At 37.4% G+C, this 15,378-nt stretch carries 16 protein-coding genes; 4 read left to right on the forward strand and 12 right to left on the reverse strand.

What is annotated here, in order from left to right; all coding sequences use genetic code 11:
* Positions 1-6 precede the first annotated feature (6 nt).
* Together rnr and KJS37_RS07980 are read right to left on the reverse strand one after the other, a co-directional pair.
* Entirely contained in the window at positions 7-2,442 is a 2,436-nt protein-coding gene (gene rnr, locus KJS37_RS07975; protein WP_213496755.1) for a ribonuclease R, read from the reverse strand.
* Between the two features lie 261 nt (positions 2,443-2,703).
* Entirely contained in the window at positions 2,704-3,330 is a 627-nt protein-coding gene (locus tag KJS37_RS07980) for an NUDIX hydrolase N-terminal domain-containing protein (protein WP_213496757.1), read from the reverse strand.
* A gap of 244 nt (positions 3,331-3,574) precedes the next feature.
* On the opposite strand from KJS37_RS07980, the gene KJS37_RS07985 reads away from it, so the two are divergent.
* Entirely contained in the window at positions 3,575-3,817 is a 243-nt protein-coding gene (locus KJS37_RS07985) for an NINE protein (protein ID WP_019291898.1), read from the forward strand.
* 49 nt (positions 3,818-3,866) lie between these two features.
* Here the strand turns inward: KJS37_RS07985 and KJS37_RS07990 are convergent, their stop codons facing one another.
* The 3 genes from KJS37_RS07990 to KJS37_RS08000 form a co-directional block, all read right to left on the reverse strand.
* Positions 3,867-4,067, reverse strand: a complete 201-nt coding sequence (locus KJS37_RS07990; RefSeq protein WP_213496759.1) for a hypothetical protein — start codon at positions 4,065-4,067, stop codon at positions 3,867-3,869.
* A 156-nt stretch (positions 4,068-4,223) separates the two neighbouring features.
* Positions 4,224-5,753, reverse strand: coding sequence for a glutamate/gamma-aminobutyrate family transporter YjeM (gene yjeM / locus KJS37_RS07995; protein WP_213496761.1), 1,530 nt, complete (start codon positions 5,751-5,753; stop codon positions 4,224-4,226).
* A 166-nt stretch (positions 5,754-5,919) separates the two neighbouring features.
* Positions 5,920-6,870 carry a DUF4822 domain-containing protein gene (locus KJS37_RS08000; RefSeq protein WP_213496763.1) on the reverse strand — a complete coding sequence of 317 codons (951 nt, stop codon included), beginning with the start codon at positions 6,868-6,870 and terminating at the stop codon, positions 5,920-5,922.
* Positions 6,871-6,983: 113 nt separating this feature from the next.
* Between KJS37_RS08000 and KJS37_RS08005 the strand changes: the two genes are divergently transcribed.
* Positions 6,984-8,450, forward strand: coding sequence for a sensor histidine kinase (locus KJS37_RS08005; RefSeq protein WP_213496765.1), 1,467 nt, complete (start codon positions 6,984-6,986; stop codon positions 8,448-8,450).
* A 9-nt stretch (positions 8,451-8,459) separates the two neighbouring features.
* Positions 8,460-9,149 carry a response regulator transcription factor gene (locus KJS37_RS08010; protein ID WP_213496767.1) on the forward strand — a complete coding sequence of 230 codons (690 nt, stop codon included), beginning with the start codon at positions 8,460-8,462 and terminating at the stop codon, positions 9,147-9,149.
* 43 nt (positions 9,150-9,192) lie between these two features.
* On the opposite strand, the gene KJS37_RS08015 is transcribed toward KJS37_RS08010, so the two are convergent.
* Positions 9,193-10,362, reverse strand: a complete 1,170-nt coding sequence (locus KJS37_RS08015) for a VOC family protein (RefSeq protein ID WP_213496769.1) — start codon at positions 10,360-10,362, stop codon at positions 9,193-9,195.
* A gap of 77 nt (positions 10,363-10,439) precedes the next feature.
* Positions 10,440-11,051, reverse strand: coding sequence for an alpha/beta hydrolase (locus KJS37_RS08020; protein WP_213496771.1), 612 nt, complete (start codon positions 11,049-11,051; stop codon positions 10,440-10,442).
* Between the two features lie 319 nt (positions 11,052-11,370).
* On the opposite strand from KJS37_RS08020, the gene KJS37_RS08025 reads away from it, so the two are divergent.
* Positions 11,371-11,832 carry a DUF2798 domain-containing protein gene (locus KJS37_RS08025; RefSeq protein ID WP_213496773.1) on the forward strand — a complete coding sequence of 154 codons (462 nt, stop codon included), beginning with the start codon at positions 11,371-11,373 and terminating at the stop codon, positions 11,830-11,832.
* A 223-nt stretch (positions 11,833-12,055) separates the two neighbouring features.
* On the opposite strand, the gene secG is transcribed toward KJS37_RS08025, so the two are convergent.
* The 5 genes from secG to KJS37_RS08050 form a co-directional block, all read right to left on the reverse strand.
* The gene (gene secG / locus KJS37_RS08030; RefSeq protein WP_096368419.1) at positions 12,056-12,304 is read right to left on the reverse strand and encodes a preprotein translocase subunit SecG; all 249 of its coding nucleotides are present in this window, start codon (positions 12,302-12,304) and stop codon (positions 12,056-12,058) included.
* A gap of 110 nt (positions 12,305-12,414) precedes the next feature.
* Complete coding sequence (trxB, locus tag KJS37_RS08035; protein WP_096368420.1) at positions 12,415-13,335, reverse strand: thioredoxin-disulfide reductase; 921 nt, start codon at positions 13,333-13,335, stop codon at positions 12,415-12,417.
* Between the two features lie 70 nt (positions 13,336-13,405).
* Positions 13,406-13,633, reverse strand: a complete 228-nt coding sequence (locus tag KJS37_RS08040) for a DUF4059 family protein (RefSeq protein ID WP_004258121.1) — start codon at positions 13,631-13,633, stop codon at positions 13,406-13,408.
* Positions 13,626-14,387, reverse strand: coding sequence for an amino acid ABC transporter ATP-binding protein (locus KJS37_RS08045; RefSeq protein ID WP_017369766.1), 762 nt, complete (start codon positions 14,385-14,387; stop codon positions 13,626-13,628). The genes KJS37_RS08040 and KJS37_RS08045 overlap by 8 nt, the downstream gene beginning before the upstream one ends.
* Positions 14,384-15,271, reverse strand: coding sequence for an amino acid ABC transporter permease (locus KJS37_RS08050; protein ID WP_213496775.1), 888 nt, complete (start codon positions 15,269-15,271; stop codon positions 14,384-14,386). Before KJS37_RS08050 ends, KJS37_RS08045 begins: the two co-directional genes overlap by 4 nt.
* Positions 15,272-15,378: the final 107 nt, after the last annotated feature.

Here is a 15,378-nt window from a genome sequence, read left to right on the forward strand (position 1 = left end):
GTATTTTTATTTTTTCGCTTTTTTCTTCGTATTTTTTCCGAACTTTCCTTTTGCTGCATCCGCGTAGAAAGGCTTCTTCTTTTTCTTTTTATTTGGTTTTTTATCGAAATCGTTTTTACGTTCTCGATCCTCATCCTTGGATTTTCCTCTGTATTTTTTGTTTCTGCTGTTTTCAGAGAAATTTTTTCCGTGTTTTGAGGCTTTTCGTTCCTCTTTATTTTCAGAACGGTTTGCTTTTGGTCGACGGCGTGGGCCTTTTTCTTTTTTAGATTTTAAATTACTTTCGACAACATCTAGATCACTCTTGATATATTCAAAGTCGATATCACCGGTAACTTTATCCGCTTTAGTGACTTGGATTTTGATGGGTTGACCAATACGGAAGACAAGTCCTGTTTTTTCTCCCACAAGTGCCATCATACGTTCATGGAAGTTCATATATTCACCTTTAATAGTAGAAATATGAACCAAACCTTCAATAGTATTTTCAAGCTCAATAAACATTCCAAAGCGAGTAACGCTGGCAATAACACCTTCGAACTGTTCGCCGACATGTTTTTCCATAAATTCAGCTTTTTTCATCTTTTCAACTTCGCGTTCAGCATCGACAGCACGGCGTTCACGGTTACTTGATTGTTGGGCAATTTCCGGTATTTTTTCTGCCCAATATTCGATGGTCTTTGGACTTGGTTGATCCATCTCACGGATTAAGCGGTGAACGATCAGGTCAGGATAACGACGAATCGGACTGGTAAAGTGCGTATAGTTTTCTGCTGCCAAGCCAAAGTGACCATAGTTGTCTTCCGAATAGCGTGCTTGTTGCATCGAACGCAAAAGCATCGTTGAGAGGACCATTTCTCCTGGTTGACCTTTCACTTTTTTCAAAAATTCTTGCAAAGCTTTTTGACTGACTTCTGTTGATGTTCCCTTGACTTGCAAGCCAAAGGTTGCAGCAAAGTCGATAAAGCGGGTCATTTTTTCCTCTTTTGGATGCTCATGAATACGATAAATCCCTGGTAAATGACGTGCTTCAAAGCTGCTTGCAACTGTTTCGTTAGCAATCAACATAAAGGACTCAATCATGCGCTCTGCTGTTCCACGACTGCGTTTGCGAATTTCGATAGGTAAGCCATTCTCATCAACGATGATCCGTGCTTCCATCGTTTCGAAATCAATCGCTCCACGACGGCTCCGCATTGCTGCCAAAGCTTCGTGAAGTTCAGACATAATCTCTACGGATTCTTTAATTGCAGCATATTTTTCCAATGCTCCCTCATCACCAGCAAGCATCAAGTTAACATCATCGTAAGTCATACGTTCAGTCGTCTTGATAATGGAAGGACCAATTTGTGACTGAAGGACTTTTCCTTCAGGTGTAATTTCCATCACACAAGACTGCGTCAACCGATTAACGCGAGGGTTGAGTGAACAGATACCGTTTGAGAGTCGTTCAGGCAGCATAGGCACGACACGATCGGCCACATATACGGATGTTCCACGCTCAAAAGCTTCACGGTCCAAGGGTGAATTTTCAGTGACATAATGAGACACATCGGCGATGTGAACCCCTAACTCATAGTTGCCATTACTTAAGCGCTTGATATGTACAGCATCATCTAAGTCTTTTGCATCTGCACCATCGATGGTGAAAGTAATCTCATTACGATAGTCCACACGTCCCATGATATCTTTTTCATCAACTTCTTCTGGCACAGCGTTCGCTTGCGCCAAAACGTCTTCTGGAAATTCAGAACGAATACCAAGTGAAGCTAAAACTTCAAGAACATCGATTCCTTTATCACTTGCTTGTCCGACAATTTCGACAGCCAAACCTTGCATACTTTTGGGATTTTTCTTATCTGGATAAGCGGTAATGTCAACACGCACTACTGCTTTATCTTCTGGTACCAAACCCTTATCTGTCAAAAAGACATGATAAGGCAACTTTTTATTTCGTGATTTTACGTAACCGATACGATTGAACTCTTGACGTTCTTTTTCGTCAAATTTGACAAAAGTTCCGACAAGCTGAGTGACCGCGCGCTTTAAAACCTCTGTAACTACCCCTTCAGCACTTGTGCCCTTTAAAGGATTGGCATTACTTTTCAGTTCGACTTTTACTTCATCTCCTTCAAGAGCAAAAGCCGTTCTTCCCTTAGGAATAAAAACGTCAGGCTCATCAGAATCCACTGTTACAAAGCCAAAACCGTTCGCATTAGCACGGAAGATTCCGACAAGTTCTGCTTTTACTTCGGCTAGTGTGACTTTTCCATTTTTTGTAAATTCCAGTAATCCTTCCCCTTCAAGAGCAGCTAAAGTTTTAACAAATAGTTTAAAATCTGAAGCCTTTGTTAGGTCCAGTTCCATTGCCAATTCTTCTACAGCATAGGCTCTCTTTGGATGTTTTTTAAGTTCATCCAATATAACTTCTTTTATTTTCATGTTTCTCCAATATTTCTTTTTCTCTATGCACTTTGGTGATTCTTTTCAATCCCAAGCACATACATTATTATTTTAAAAATTAAAATGCGGACTGTTAGCAGCCCGCTACTTTTTGGCTCGATAAACGATAAAATCTCCACTGATTTCTCCGTAATCGTTTATTCAATAGGGGCAATCATCCTAAACAGCCCAATCTTTTTCATCGTCCGCATGGAATAATGATATTATAACATATTTGATATTTTCGTGAACCACCTTTTACTACACGCGATCAAATTTTGCCCCTGCTGTCGGATGATTATGATATTCAAAAGCTTCCAGAAGATCCTCACGTGTGTTTCGATCCACAGAAATATTCTGCAAGTTTTCAACTTCTTCCCGCGAGAAAAAGCGTGCCTCCGAAGTTTCTAATCCCGGATGCAACTCTAAAGTTTTGGGCTCACAATAAAAGAAGAGCTTATAAACATAATTCAAGCTTTTAGGATAAGGATGTTTGGCCTTATCAACCAACTTAAACAACTGTAACGGTATCACTTCAAGCCCACTTTCTTCTCTTACTTCTTTTTGAGCAATTTCTGCGGGGGAATAACCGATATCTGCCCAGCCTCCAGGTAAAGACCATTGTCCTTCGGCCTTTTCTTTCACAAGTAAGAGACGGTTATCTTCAAAGACAACAGCTCTTACATCCACTTTGGGTGTGACATAACCTAAATCCTCATTAAAGAAGGCTTCCAGTTCATCTTTTGAGTAAGAGGTCAACTTTTGAGAAATTTCAAAGAGAATTTCTTTCATTTCTTCTAATCTTTCTCGGTCATACACATCTTTATTATAATACAAAGAAGTGTTTACAAGAGCTTTAAGTTTTGCTAGAGCTTGAGTTGTATCCATTTTTTATCCTCCTTCTCTCATTTTATCACACGTACGGGATGATACAAAAAGTATTTATTATTAACTAAATGAAAGAGTATATTTTATTGAAAAATTTTTATTAAATGTTTGAATCTTGGGGAGCTTGTCTATATAATGAAAAGAGTAAGAGATAAAAAAATGGGAACAAATCATATCGCAAGCTAGTCTCTTGAAGAATGAAATACGTGCGCGAATCACGCTAAAAGGGCAAGGAGAAACTTTTATGAATGAAAAGAAGATTAACAAACATATTTTTGTTTGGATTGGAAACTTTTTAGTTGGACACTTTGGCGTTGACCGCTTTATGCGTGGTCAAATCGGCATGGGTATCTTTAAACTTCTATGTAACTGGATGACTTTTGGTATTTGGTCACTCACCGACTGGATAATCTCCCTCGTGAAAGCTTACAGTACATATAGTGACACAGACGATATTACCTTTATCGATGGTAAATATTCACGATAAATGAAAAAGCATCCTCATCTTCAAAAGATAAGGATGTTTTTTTGTGGGATTACTTAAAACGTTGTCCACGCTTTCGTCTTATCAACCGAATAACTACACCCGATAAGCCACAAAAGAGAGCACCAACGGAAGCTATCGCTCCCAGCCCTTCTAAAGATAATTTGTGAGAGTGTGCGCCATAGCTAAATAAAACAAGACCAACTGCTATTATGACAAGCCATGTACTGCTTATTCTGATTCGATCATCCATTGTGTTCCTCACATGTTTTAGTAGGATATTATTATAGCATATAATATCATTAATCAATTCAAAATAAATTGTGGGGGGAAATATTTCCAAAGAAATGTTAGGAATTTCCTAAAATTGTAATAATCTCTTCAAAGATTTCCGTCTTTTCCTTATATTTTATATCTTAACATTTTGCTTCTTATAGTTTCGGATCAGCCACCAGCCTAATATACTGAAGACAACTGGTCCAGCTATCATTGAGATAATATCCGAATACACACTTCCCAAAGGGATTTCACTTGGCGCTTGGAGATAATTTATGACGGGTTCGATAATTGTAAAGAAGTCTGCCAGAATAATCATCAACGCTGCAATCCAAGAGATACCGATAGCAAAGGCTTGGTTTTTCATAATCGTGAAAGGTTTCTCAATTGCCTGATTTTTCTTGAATTTGATATAAGCAAAGACGATAAAGACATAAGGAAGACTAGAAGCAATATTGCTCATGTTAGTAATGACTAGGAAGAATTTATCTGCTGCGCCCTTATTGATAAGTGAAATCACCATATTCAATAAAATCATCAGGGTCACAATGATGAATTGAGCTTTCATAGCATTTTTAGGCACTCCATTCTCGATTTTTCCAAGTTTTCCTGGCCATACTTTTTCTGGTGTCCCCTCCATCAGTTGTTTAAGTGGAGAATAAATCAAAGTAAAGAGTGCCCCTATAAGAGTGAGAAACATCGAGAGTCCTACATAACGAGCAAAAACTGTTCCCCAAGTATGTACCGCACCAGACGATAGATTGAAGGATTCTGCCAGTTTTTCACCCAGCTGCTGCATCATAAAATAAGTGATGTTGCCTTGGTTAACTGAACCATCCATAATCCCCGGAATCCAGTCTTTATCAAAATTAATGAAAAAACCTGTACAAAGAATCATAAAAGAATAACCAATACCAATAATGGCGGCCGAAAGTAAGATACCTTTAGGAAAGTTCTTTTTCGGTTCCACTGTTTCATCAACCAGTCCTCCCACAGATTCTACTCCAGCGTAGGCAAAGATAGCATAAACTAAGAAAGCAATAAAAGTAACAAAACTTGCAGGTTGCAATGTTGGGTTTGGTGTTGATATCAATGAGTTTATCGTTAAAGGTGTTGCAGGTTGAAAACCACTTTTAGCTAAAATAATAAAGGCACCGATGATGAGGATAAAGTTAAGTGAAACAACAGCAATACCCCCAACTGAGGCCACTTTTTTTATGGTTTCAAGCCCTCTAAGCGAAATGAACGTCACGAGAAACATGATAAGAATGGCCAAAAGTGACACGATAACTGTGCTCGGTAAGATCGTTGTGCCAAAAATCATGTTCGATATAGGTACAAGTATCCGGTTACCCACAGAGACAAACCAGATAACCCATGACATGTACCACATCAAAGTACCAACCATGGCAAAGGATGGCCCCACTGATTTTTCCATCCATGTATAAATACCGCCTTTCTCAGCATTAAAAGCTGAACCAAATTCAGTGACCATTAAAGAAAATGGAATGAAAAAGACTAAGGCACTAATAATATACCAAATGATTGATCCGTAGCCCATTTGAAAAAAGGCGAGCGGAACATTCCCAAAGCCATACACCGATGTAAAAATCATCAGTGCTAAAGAAATTGCTGTTAATTTATTTTTTTTTAGTTGCGACATTTACTTCCTCTTTATGTTTTTCTTTGGATTTATTATACAGTTATATGTATATTTATGCAAGTATTTATTAATAAAACAAAAGAGAATGAATGTAAATAAAGTGTCCTTTTATTATTTCTTCTTGAGGCTACGTAAAAAAATAGAGGATTTCACTCTATTTTTTTTATTAGAAGGTAAATTCTGGATTAAAAACCCCTCTGTATGGCTCATGCTCTACATAGACTACGATATCTTTGCCAGCTGCATCTTTCCCCATACGTTTGTAAGTAAATTTTTGAGAATTTAGCTCCGTGATTTCTAATGCAGCACCGTATTTATTTTGACCAATAGAAACATGACTTCTAATTTTATTTTTGAAAATCACATCAAAGTAACCAAAATCACCACGTGTATTTCCTGTATTGATATCGAAAAATTCATATTTGCTTGTCTGAGTATCAAATTTTGCAAGACTAATAAACATTTGGTTTTCTTTTGTTACGTCATTTCCTTGCTCGTCGCGCACAACTGTACCATGCCACAAACTATTACCAAGAATTTGACTTCCGGGCTCTGACTTCACAATTTTACCTGTTTGACTGCTTAATTTTTCACGTCCATGTGTAAATTTAAGATTTTTCGATTTGTATGGGACATGCTCTACATACACCTCTATTGGTTGGCCGTTTTTATCCACACCCATTCGTTTGTAAGTAAATTTGTGGTGATTCAACTCTGTGATATCAACGACAGCTTGATAGTTTTGTGTTGCAGAGATGAGCACACGTTTTGTACCATCATTTGTTACGAAAAATGTTCCTTCATCTCCTCTGGTTTTTCCGGTTGCCTTATCAAAAAATTCATAGTAACCTGTTTTGTTGTCATATTTGGCAAGACCGATAAAGTTACTATTTTCTTTCGTTAAATCATTGCCCTGAGCATCATAAACTTTTGTGCCTTGCCAATTGGTCTGTGACAATGTTTTTTCATATCGATTTCCTAATGAAGAATCGGGTTTATGTGAAGACCAATGTTGAGACACTTGATCGGCTTGGGCTGAATGATCTGACACATAAGTATCTACAAAGACACCAAGTGCTAAGATAGATGAGAACAATACTATTTTTTGAACTTTCATAAGATAATCTCCTTTTTTATTGTATAATTTATTATAGCAAGCAAATATAAACTCCAAATGGCTAAATTATGAACAAATTATAAACTTTTAGCATTTGGTTGAGAAAGAGCTATATGACAATAAAACATAGATTTATCACTACTTACATCAGTGCTATCGCGGTGACATTAGTTTCTGTTTTCTTAATTTTTTCTGTTGTATCTTACAGTACTTTGGGTAAGATTCCTTCTATAAAAAATATTTACAGTATGTTAACGACAAACCAGCCTCTCTCAGAGCAAGAAAAGCAAAGTTTTCTGACTTTGCAAACATTGGTAAAAAGTTCGCCAAATCTTCTTGAGCCTCCTTTAAAGGACAAAGTCAAAGATATTATTCAGAGCATCGAAAAGCAAAATATTAATATCGTCATTCGTAAAGGCAATAATGTCCTCTATCATTCCGAAGAGCTGAAAGCTTCTTCACTCCGGGTTCATATGCCTGCGTTCGACGAAAGCAATCTTAATCCGACAGGCACGATGGACAACAATGGACGTTTTTATAATTACATCAAGTACAGCTTTAGATATGAAGATGGAACTTTTGGTGACTTTATGATTTTAAAAAGACAAACTAACTTATTTGAATTCTTCATTCGTTGGGGCATCTGGATGATTCTGTTCATTCTCATTTTATCTGCTCTTATTTTCTGGTTTATCAGTAAGAGGCTTTCAAAAACCGTCATCAAACCCTTAGTTACTCTAGAAAAAAATGCCCGCTATCTGGTCGAACAGGATGATATACTTACGGGAAATCCATTTACTGATGATTCGAAGGGTGCAAAAGAGGTTGAACAGCTAAAAGAAAGTTTGTACCAGATGTGGACGGATCTTCAAGCTGCACGCTTGGTTCAGAAAAAGTATGAAGAAAATCGTAAAGAACTGATTGCCAACATCTCGCATGATCTTAAAACACCGATAACTTCAATCCTTGGTTATGTCGAAGGTTTGCAGGAAAACATTGCTCAGACGCCAGAAAAACGAGCACTTTATTTGGCAACCATCCATGAAAAGAGCTTGGTACTCAATGAACTTATCGATGAACTCTTCCTTTACTCGAAGCTGGATATGGACAGTGTCAACTTAAGTTTTAGCAAAATCGACTTTACCTTTTATATCCAGAAGTTTGAATCCGAAATTGCCAGACACGAAAATGTCAATGTTATCCTCCAACTCCCACAAGATGAACTTCCTGTGCTGTTGGATACAGCTTACTTTGACCGAGTTATGCAAAACCTCATCCAAAACAGTTTTAAATTTGCCCAAGCAGAGCAGCAGTTAGAGATTATACTCACTTTATTTAAAACCTCAAAAGGTATCCAGTTTATATTTGAAGACAATGGCAGAGGAATTTCACCTGAGGACTTACCTTATATTTTCGATCGTTTATACCGATCTGATAAGTCGCGTACTTCTCAGATAAAGGGCAGTGGTTTAGGGCTGAGTATTGTCAAACAAATCGTAGAACAACATCGAGGGTCTGTTCATGCCGAAAGTACTTTAAATAAAGGCACACGTATTATAATAATTCTACCTGAAGCATAAGGAGCAACAATGAAAGATAAAATTTTAATCATCGAAGACGATGTGAGTATTGCCAATTTACAAAAGGACTATTTGGAAATTAACGGAATGGATGCTGTGATTGAAACAGATGGAACAGCTGGTTTAATCACTGCTCTAAATCTAGATTTTGACTTAATTATCGTGGATATTATGCTTCCTGGGGTTGATGGATTTGAGATTTGTAAAGCAATTCGAAATAAAAAACAAACGCCCATCATGATTGTTTCCGCGAGAAAAGAGGATATTGATAAAATTCGCGGACTTGGCTTAGGGGCTAACGATTATATGATTAAACCATTCAGTCCCAATGAACTGGTGGCACGAGTCAAAGCTCATATCCAGAACTATAAACTTTTAAAACCTAAAGAAAACACCGATATGCTTAAGATAGATGATTTTATCATCCACAAGGATTCACACAAGGTTTATGTTTCAGACAAAGAAATTATCCTCACGAACAAGGAATTCCAACTGCTGCTCTTTTTAGCCGAACACCCAAATCGAGTATGGAGTAAGGAAAGTTTATTCGAACAAATCTGGGAGATGGATATTTATGATACAGATGTTGCTACCGTTGTGGTCCACATCAAAAGACTAAGAGAAAAGTTAAAAAATGCTCAGTCGTCTACTCAACCTATAGAAACCATTTGGGGTGTTGGATATCGTTTTAATTTATAATAAAAAAACGTTTCTGTCATAATGATAGAAACGTTTTTTCCTTTTATTTTCCAAGATATCGTTGTTCAAAGGCTTCAAGACTTTCACCTTCTCGTCGTTCAACAACTTTTTCAACTGTCCATAGTTCATCATGGCTACGATCACGCATGGTATCCGAAGTATCTAAAGGACGTAAACTTGCTGCTGTACGTGCTTTGATAGCTTCATCTTCTGGGAAGAGATGAGGAGGTAAGCTTAAATCTTTCCCTGCTTCTTCTTTTGATTCGTCAATCCAGAAACCGGAAGTAATTAACGCTTCTTCATAACTATCGACAGCACCATCACCTGACTCAGCCATATCAAGGGCCCCAATACCTGGTGTAAATGTTGCGATTTCGAACAGAACCCCTGGCGCTACACGCACGTATTCGCTAGAGAAGTAGAAACGATCCACCAAGCCAGAATGTGGCAAACGAAAGGCTTGAATACGTTCAATCCAGTAATTTAAAGTTTCAGGATTTGTCGTTCCCAATGCCAAATGGTGAATTGTACCGTAGCCTTGATAAGCATAACGCTCATTTTCCTCCGCTTCTTCAATGATCAAAGCTGCACCATTGCCTCCATTGGCTACTTCAAAAAGATGCAAATTATTTTCTTGACCAGCATAACGGAAGCCAAAGACTGTTTCCAAAATAATCCGCAAATTGTAAGTGTCCGTAACTTTCACAAAGACTGGCCCCATGCCAATGATTCCGTGTTCAGGCGCTACATTTGAGAGAAGCCATGAGCGATCAAGTGCAGCATCACCTGTGTTGTCTTGATCGGAAATCAATTGGTATTTTTGACCATCGAAATCTTCAAATTCCAGTGTTTTCTTGCCAAATTTGACATTGATTTCGCCATGTTTAACATGTGCATTTTCAAAACGCTCTGTCCAGTAAGTAAGAGAGGCGTCACTTGGTACACGAAACGAAGCGCGTTCAATGTTGTTTGCACCGTGCATTCCTTTAGGAATATCCTTGAAGTCAAAGAAGGTCATGTTTGGACTTTTCCCGTCTTCCCCTGTGAAGTAAAGGTGATAAGTCTCATAATCATCTTGATTGACAGTAAGTTTTGCTAAACGTAAACCTAAAATATTTGTAAAAAAGTCATAATTTTTTTGTGCGCTTGATGTGATTGCTGTAACGTGGTGAACTCCACCAAGGATGTTTTGTGTTTCGATTTCTGTATTCATGGGATTTTCCTCTTTTTTTAGTTTCTCTATAATTTTTTTGATTGGAAAGACATGTTCATGTATGCTTATTTTTTTCTTCATACGGCTAACCATTTTTTGGCTGCTACAAGCTCCTCATTGCTTAATTGATGACCAAAACTGGCTTTAAATACCTCAAGTTCACACTCTGTTTTTTGCAAGTCAGAAGAGAGTTCTTCAAGATTAGCTCGAGTCACGATGGGGTCATTGTCCGCATGTGTTAGGAAGATTTTACTTTCATCTGCGATTACGGGGGTGGCTACATCTGTAAGTTGCATGGCATGAAAAGCCAAAACTCTATCGAATTGTATGAGCCCCTTCAGTTGCATATAAAGTGCAACGTTAGCACCATTGGAATAACCAATCACCGCAAGTTTACTAAGATCCAGCTCATATTCTTCTCCCAAGCGTACAACTTCTGCCGCCAGCCATTGGGATTCTTGATTCAACGATTCCAAGTCAAAATTTTCTTTCGTAAAGCCAGGTCCCTTGAGTTTAAAGTAACGGTTTATTCCTTGCTCACTGACTCGCCCACGAATAGATAAGAGAGGGTGATTGGGGAATAAGTCTTCAGCCAGGGGAATCAACTGTTTTTCATCACCACCCGTGCTGTGCAAAACCAGAACAGGTGTAAGATCTTTATCACCTGGTTTGAAAATATAGTTGGTCATTTTATCTCCTCTTTCTGATACTAATTTATCTTACCTAGTTTAATATAGTATCAACATCGTTTTATATGTGTCTTAATTTTCATTTTTCGACCTCTTCCGTTTACGTTTGTAAACTATATTTGTATTATGTCGTTTACTTATGTAAACGTCAAGTATTTAAGATTATTTTTTCAAAAAATTTTTTGAATGATAAAAACACCAATATCGACCAGAATCATTATTAAATTTTCACTTTTTTCGTTCTTTTTTAACTTTTCACTTACGAAGATAGGATCATTTATGTTAAGATATAGTGCACTTAAAAAGAATGGAGAAAAAGATGCCTAAAAATTTTAAAGAAGAACTTGTTTTTACTGGACTAATTGCAGGAATGATGGTTTTTGTAATGACCATGTATAATGTTTTTAAAGCTAGTGGTATAAATATGGAAAGTTGGGGAAATGTAGCAACTGGTTTTCCGCTCGCTCTACTTGTTGCTGTCATACTTGACCTTGCACTCGTCGGCCCACTAGCGAAAAAAATTGTTTTCTCTCACATCAGTAAAAAGAACTTACAGCCTTCTCCTGCACAACTTGGAATTTTTATTTCCTTGTTCATGATTCTGGGAATGGTTACCCTTATGTCTATTTTCGGAATTGTCATGGAAGGTACACCAACGGTAGATAGTTTACTTCTACTGTACGGTAAAACCTGGTTTTTGAACGTTATTGTTGCACTACCCCTCCAATTATTTTTGGTAGGTCCAAGTTCACGTTTTATTTTTGCCAAAATTTATCGTTAAATTCTTAATGAACATAAAAAAACTCCTCTTTACTATTAAAGAGAGTTTTTTATTTTGAAATAAAAAGCTCTCCGCGTTGGAGAGTCAATTGAAATTATGAAATTATGTATTTAAATTGTATCAAAAAACTTACATGATTGGTTAACATTTGTCTATTATTTTTATTTTTAATAAAAAAAGCGCCTCTTATTTTGAAGCCCTTCATTCACATGTTAATATTTTTTCATTTCGTAGAGAGAACTACCAAGATAAAACCAAGCACAAGCCATATGCCAATAGTAATAGCTGTAAATCGTTGCATGACAGCTTCAAAGCCTCGTGCTTTACGTCTTTCAAACAGTTCTCCTGAACCACCTGAAAAGGCATCTGCTGCACCATCTTGTTTAGATGGCTGCATCAAAATTGAAATAACTAAAATTGCAGAAATAACTAACATAATAACGAGTAGTACGTCGTAAATTACTTTATCCATATATATTTTCTTCCTTAATCAGAATTGCACTAATATGATTATAACACATTTGTTACTAGAATACGAACGATAAATCAAAAAGAACGGCAGTCAAGCACGTTCTTTTTGATTTATCCTTCTACATATTTATAGGCTTCTTGAGCAGCTTGAGCTCCGTCACCTACAGCAGTAGTAATTTGGCGGAAATCTTTTTGGCGTACATCACCAACTGCAAAGATACCTGGAATGCTTGTCTTCATCGTTGCATCTGTGATTATCCAACCTTCTTCATCAGTGATACCCAAATCTCGAGCAAATTCAGATACAGCATCTAAACCTACATAGATAAAGAGACCACCGAAGTCCGCTTCTGTAACTTCACCTGTCTTAACGTTTTTGTAACGTACAGATTCAATTTTGCGTTCGTCACCTTTGATTTCTTCAAGAACAGAGTCCCAAATAAATTTTATTTTATCGTTAGCAAAGGCACGCTCTTGGATAATTTTTTGAGCACGTAATTCATCACGGCGGTGCATGATTGTTACTGTTTTACCAAAACGTGTTAAGAAAATGGCCTCTTCTACAGCAGAATCTCCACCACCAACAACCAAGATATCTTGATCACGGAAGAAAGCACCATCACAGACAGCACAGTAAGATACTCCACGAGCTCCATATTCTTCTTCTCCAGGAACACCTAATTTTCGATGATTTGCTCCTGTTGCAATGATGATTGATTTTGTTTCAAATACTTCTTCTTCAGTATTGATAGTTTTTGTTGCACCATTATCGACGATTGATGTGACAAAGCCATAAGCATTTTCAACACCAAGATCAGCTAAAGGCTCATACATTTTCATCGAAAGTTCAGGGCCCATGATTTGACCATAGCCTGGGTAGTTTTCAATTTCTGCTGTATTATTCATCTGACCGCCAGGAACACCTCGTTCCAGAAGCAATGTTTTCATTTCACTTCTAGCGCTGTACATAGCTGCGGTCATGCCTGCAGGCCCGGCACCGATAACTACTACATCGTAAATTTTTTCTGTCATAATTCACCTCTTCAAGTATAGAACCATTATAAATTCTCTTTTGATTATTTGCCATTATTTTGATTTACAATCATCTGATTCTTAAAATAATCAGTATACCAACAACTGCAAAACTCAAAATCGGAATCGTCAAAATATCCACCAAAATAATGTCAAATAAGCGATTGCGCCAGACATTTCGGGGTTTATGATGATTACGGAGCCAATAGATAAAACCGTACAAAAGACTGAGTAAACCTACAACTAAAAAAGAAATGAGTAAACCTTTAAGATAAAACTGTAAAACTAAATTAATCATTTGAACTTCCTATATCAATGGTTTTAACATGACGAGAGAGAAATTCACTCGTCCGCGGATTTTTAGGATGATGGAACACTTCCTCTGGACTGCCTTCTTCAATAATTTTTCCTTTTTCTAGGAAAAGAACTTTTGTCGCAACATTATAGACAAAGTCCATCTCATGACTAACTAAAACCATTGTTTGTTTGTTTTTGGCTGCATTTAGAATCGTATCCTGAACCTCGCCAACAAGTTCTGGGTCAAGTGCTGATGTTGGCTCATCAAGTAAGAGTAAAGTCGGTTGCATCGCCATAGCTCGTGCTATTCCTACACGCTGCTTTTGTCCACCAGATAAGAATTTTGGATAGTAATCCATGCGATCTTCAAGCCCTACTTTTCTTAAGTTCTTCTCAGCGAGCTTCTGTGCTTCTGCTTTGGGCATCTTCTTAACTTGAATCAAGCCTTCCATCACATTTTGGAGGGCTGTACGACGTTCAAAGAGATTGAATTGCTGGAAGACCATTCCTGTTTTACGGCGAAGTTCAAGAATTTCTTGTTTACTGATATGCTCAAAGTCTACTTTAAAATTATCAATTTCTAACTGACCACTGTCTGCTTCTTCCAGATAGTTAATTGAACGTAGAAAAGTTGACTTACCGGCACCTGAGGCACCAATAAGCGCAATAACATCACCTTCTTTAATTTCCAGATTAAGATTGTCAAGAACAACATTACCGGCAAAAGATTTACTTAAATTTGAAATTTTTATCATTTGTTGGTCACCCCGTTATCAAAAGGATTGCGTCCAAGTGAGATTTTTCGCGCTGCTTTAGGCATTTTGATTTCTAGTTTACTTTCAATCTTACGAATCAAGATTTCCAAAACAATACAGATTGGCCAGTAAATTAAAGCCAGAGCTAAGTAGGTTTCAAAAAGACGGAAGGTTGAACCACCGATGATTTGAGCTTGAGCGGTCATTTCGACTACACCAGCCACAAAAGCCAGTGAAGTCGATTTGAGTAAGCCGATCAAAGCATTTCCTAATGGCGCCGTTGCAACAGAAGCTGCTTCAGGTAAGATTACGCGCCAAAAAACTTGAAAGTTAGTCATTCCAAGAGAGCGTGCTGCTTCAATTTGACCTTTATCCACAGATTGAATGGCTGAGCGAATTGTTTCTGAATTATAAGCACCTTCGTTAAGGGCAAAAGCCACAATCACAAAGAGCATGGCAGGAACAGAGTTAACCGTATAATTCGTACCATAATTCATATTGATTGCTTTAAGAATCAACGGAATCCCTGTATAAGTCAAATAAAGTTGCACCAAAATAGGAGTCCCACGTGTAAAGGAAACAAATAGGGCACGTAACTGGTCTAAAATGGGAATTTTATTTATTCTGACAAGTGCAAGGAGCAATCCCAAAATAAGACCAAAGAACATTGCGATAAGTGTCATCTGCAATGAGATAGGAATCATTTTAATGATTGGTACAAAGGCTGCTGTAAAGTCTTTCCAACTAAAAATTTTGGTGAAAAACATCGTCCAAAATTCGTCAAAACTATATTGCCCTTGCATGATCAAAAAGGGAAGCATAGGCAAAATAATCAACAGGAGCAAAACTCCCAAGCCTAAAATTATTTTTTTATTTTTATTCATTTTTATTCTCTTCATCAAAGAAAGCTGTCTGAACCCCTCACTCGTGCCACAAGCATTTGTGTGTGAGAGACTCAGGGACAGCTTTTACACTACTCCTACTATTATAC

This window comes from Lactococcus formosensis, from assembly GCF_018403745.1.
Classification (GTDB): Bacteria; Bacillota; Bacilli; order Lactobacillales; family Streptococcaceae; genus Lactococcus; species Lactococcus formosensis.

Coding starts and splice junctions, on each gene's coding strand:
- rnr (WP_213496755.1), bottom strand. CDS start 2,442: ATGAAAATAAAAGAAGTTATATTGGATGAACTTAAAAAACATCCAAAG.
- KJS37_RS07980 (WP_213496757.1), bottom strand. CDS start 3,330: ATGGATACAACTCAAGCTCTAGCAAAACTTAAAGCTCTTGTAAACACT.
- KJS37_RS07985 (WP_019291898.1), top strand. CDS start 3,575: ATGAATGAAAAGAAGATTAACAAACATATTTTTGTTTGGATTGGAAAC.
- KJS37_RS07990 (WP_213496759.1), bottom strand. CDS start 4,067: ATGGATGATCGAATCAGAATAAGCAGTACATGGCTTGTCATAATAGCA.
- yjeM (WP_213496761.1), bottom strand. CDS start 5,753: ATGTCGCAACTAAAAAAAAATAAATTAACAGCAATTTCTTTAGCACTG.
- KJS37_RS08000 (WP_213496763.1), bottom strand. CDS start 6,870: ATGAAAGTTCAAAAAATAGTATTGTTCTCATCTATCTTAGCACTTGGT.
- KJS37_RS08005 (WP_213496765.1), top strand. CDS start 6,984: ATGACAATAAAACATAGATTTATCACTACTTACATCAGTGCTATCGCG.
- KJS37_RS08010 (WP_213496767.1), top strand. CDS start 8,460: ATGAAAGATAAAATTTTAATCATCGAAGACGATGTGAGTATTGCCAAT.
- KJS37_RS08015 (WP_213496769.1), bottom strand. CDS start 10,362: ATGAATACAGAAATCGAAACACAAAACATCCTTGGTGGAGTTCACCAC.
- KJS37_RS08020 (WP_213496771.1), bottom strand. CDS start 11,051: ATGACCAACTATATTTTCAAACCAGGTGATAAAGATCTTACACCTGTT.
- KJS37_RS08025 (WP_213496773.1), top strand. CDS start 11,371: ATGCCTAAAAATTTTAAAGAAGAACTTGTTTTTACTGGACTAATTGCA.
- secG (WP_096368419.1), bottom strand. CDS start 12,304: ATGGATAAAGTAATTTACGACGTACTACTCGTTATTATGTTAGTTATT.
- trxB (WP_096368420.1), bottom strand. CDS start 13,335: ATGACAGAAAAAATTTACGATGTAGTAGTTATCGGTGCCGGGCCTGCA.
- KJS37_RS08040 (WP_004258121.1), bottom strand. CDS start 13,633: ATGATTAATTTAGTTTTACAGTTTTATCTTAAAGGTTTACTCATTTCT.
- KJS37_RS08045 (WP_017369766.1), bottom strand. CDS start 14,387: ATGATAAAAATTTCAAATTTAAGTAAATCTTTTGCCGGTAATGTTGTT.
- KJS37_RS08050 (WP_213496775.1), bottom strand. CDS start 15,271: ATGAATAAAAATAAAAAAATAATTTTAGGCTTGGGAGTTTTGCTCCTG.